Here is a 2,580-nt window from a genome sequence, read left to right as displayed (position 1 = left end):
TGCATTCTGCGGCGCCCAGCGGCAGCTGGTGCGGTGGCCAGCGGCAGCTAAGCGCCGCTAACGGCAGCCCCGTTTAGCCTGTCGTTACAGGCTTAATCACCACAATATAGTGCTTGGTAGCGCGCTTGAGAATGGCGTTGGCAGATACCTCATCATTCAGGATCATAGCGCTCCAGCTGGCTGGTTCCCGCTGGGAGCAGATCATGGTGCTCAGATTCATTTCGCACCGCTGTTCCAAAATTTCAAACAGGATCTTCACCTCTCGCTCATCCGTAATGGTGTGCAGCAAAAAGTCATCCAGGATGAGCAGTGCAGCGCCACAGACCTTCTTGAGTCGTTTTTGGTACTTGGAGTAGTCCTGTTCCTTGAGTGCAACCAGCGTCTCCAGAAGTGACTCGCAGTGGTGGTACTCCACCCGGTAGGCATTGCAGGCCGCAATCCCAATGGCCTTGGCCAGATAGGATTTTCCGCTGTCAGATGGACCCAGAATGCAGACATTCAGACCAGAATCAATGAAATCGAGGGTAGATAGGGTTTCGGTAATACCACGGGGCAGATACGTCCGCTGGCCGGAATCCACACAGCTGGCAAGCTCCTGGGGACACCCCCGCAGATGGGCGCTGCGCAGACGACTCTGGATGCGTTTGTTTCGTTTCTTCTCGTATTCTGGTTCTACGAGGCCGGCAATCGCCATCAGTGGGTCCAACTCCGGGAAACCGGGAGAGCGGTACATCTCGTCCAGGGTTGCGGACATACCCGGCAACCCCATTTCATTCAATTCCGTCAGGAGCGAGTGAAAGAGTGCTTTTCCGGTGAGCATCATCTGTCACCGTCCTTCTTCTTGGCCTGCGCCAGGCTCTGGCTGCGGGAGAGAAGCCGTTCCAGATCCATGGATGCGGCATCCATCACAAATGCGCCTTTGTTGCGTGTCTCATTCTGGCTGGTATTGTAGCCGGAGGCGCCAAGATCTTCTGCAACCACCGGAATGGTATTTTTGAGGAAGGTGTAGGTTACCTTGCCAAGAGACAGCGCCTGCTTACAGGCTTCTTCCAATGCCTGCCTGCTGTATTTTCTGGTGAAGCTCAGGACACCCTGGCACATCCGGTAGGTCTGTACCTCCAGCTTCCGGCTGGTAAGAATGCGCCGGATCACTGCCTCGGTATTGGGACCAACAGTCATGGCCTTCCGGATGAAATACGTCCCGTTCCATTCTGAAGCCTCTCTGTAATTGGCAGGGAGGTGGTTTGGATCTGTAAGCCACTGGCCCTTTGCTGTTGCTCTTGGCCATTGGCAGATTGGCAGCCCCTCTTTGGAAAAGATTTTAACGGTTGTAGCAGATGCCCGTACTAGCACCTCCTTGTGCAGATAGGTTTTGTCTACACTGTAATAGGCGTTATCAAAGCGGATGTGGTAATCTGAGGACACCTTGGCCATCCGCCGTTCCATGTACTCATATGGCTCAGCTGGCAGAGGTATGAGTTCCTGCCGTTCCTCTTCCCAGTAGTAACGCCGACTGTGCGGCTTCTTCGTGAAGGGTGCACTGTTGAGCTTCTCCAGGTGCTTCCGCAGATCACGGTTGAACTGCTCCAGGCTGAAGTAGTCCATCTCCTCCATGTCATGGAAGATGCCTTTTTCCAGGATGCCCACGGCATTCTCCACAGAGCTCTTGTACCTGGGCTTTCTCACCTTGGCAGGGAGAATCACTGTGTGGTTGTGCTCAGCCCACTCTCCGTAGTCCTTGTTTAACTCCGGCGCAATCCAGTCCTTGTTGGCAATGACAGCTTGCTTGCAGTTGTCGCAAACCACCAGCGCAGGGACACCACCAAAGTAGCGGAGGGCGTTGTTGTTCACAGCGATCCACTGCGGCTCTTTGGTGGACACCATTCCCTCGGCATAGATGAGCTGTGAGTAAGGGAGGACTGCAACAAAGACCACAATCTCCAGCAGTTCTCCGGTAAGATGATCCACCATATGAAAGGTCTTGCCAGCGAAGTCTACCTCCATCTTCTGCCCAATGACTGCATTGAAGTGAAGCGTCTCCTTGTTTTCCTCGCACCACTTGGTGTAGTTCTCACAGAACTGCCGGTACGAATAGAATTTGAGATCTCCGTCCCGGCACTGCTTGACATACCGATTCCAGAGCACCTTGAGAGTCATGTTCTTCCGGGAAGACATGTCCTTCTCAACAGACGCATAGTCCGGCTGTTCGAAGCTAAGATCCCGCCCAGCCGTGGCTGGATTTTTTCCGTACACCGATTGGGCGATGCCGTAGTTCGTGATTCCCTGCGGGAGAGGGTAGCCGAGTTTGTCACAGGCTTTGAACGCCCGCAAGAAATCGTTCACGCCCGAGGGGCTGACGTTGAGCGACTTGGCGATTGCCATACCGCTCATTCCCAATGCATAGTGTTTTGTAATGATGTCTTTATAGTCTAACATCCATTACCCTCCTAATAGTCAATTTCCGCTGCTGCGGATACCACTATTATGAGGGATACATGGGCTACATCAAGACGCTGCCGCTGCCGCCGCCCCGCTGCCGTTCAGTACCGCACCAACTGCCGCCGGCCAGCGCCGTATGCA

At 54.1% G+C, this 2,580-nt stretch carries 2 protein-coding genes; both read right to left on the bottom strand.

From position 1 onward, the window contains the following. Positions 1 to 73: 73 nt before the first annotated feature. Entirely contained in the window at positions 74 to 769 is a 696-nt protein-coding gene (locus ACESYO_RS16335) for an ATP-binding protein (protein ID WP_373210871.1), read from the bottom strand. Positions 770 to 819: 50 nt separating this feature from the next. Beyond that, positions 820 to 2,436, bottom strand: coding sequence for an IS21 family transposase (gene istA / locus ACESYO_RS16330; RefSeq protein ID WP_373210870.1), 1,617 nt, complete (start codon positions 2,434 to 2,436; stop codon positions 820 to 822). Between the last annotated feature and the right edge of the window lie 144 nt (positions 2,437 to 2,580).

Origin of the sequence: Allofournierella massiliensis (genome assembly GCF_964241245.1) — a bacterium.
Classification (GTDB): Bacteria; Bacillota; Clostridia; order Oscillospirales; family Ruminococcaceae; genus Allofournierella; species Allofournierella massiliensis.
Note: the sequence above shows the minus strand (reverse complement) of the source record. Positions and strands in the feature narration are given on the sequence as shown.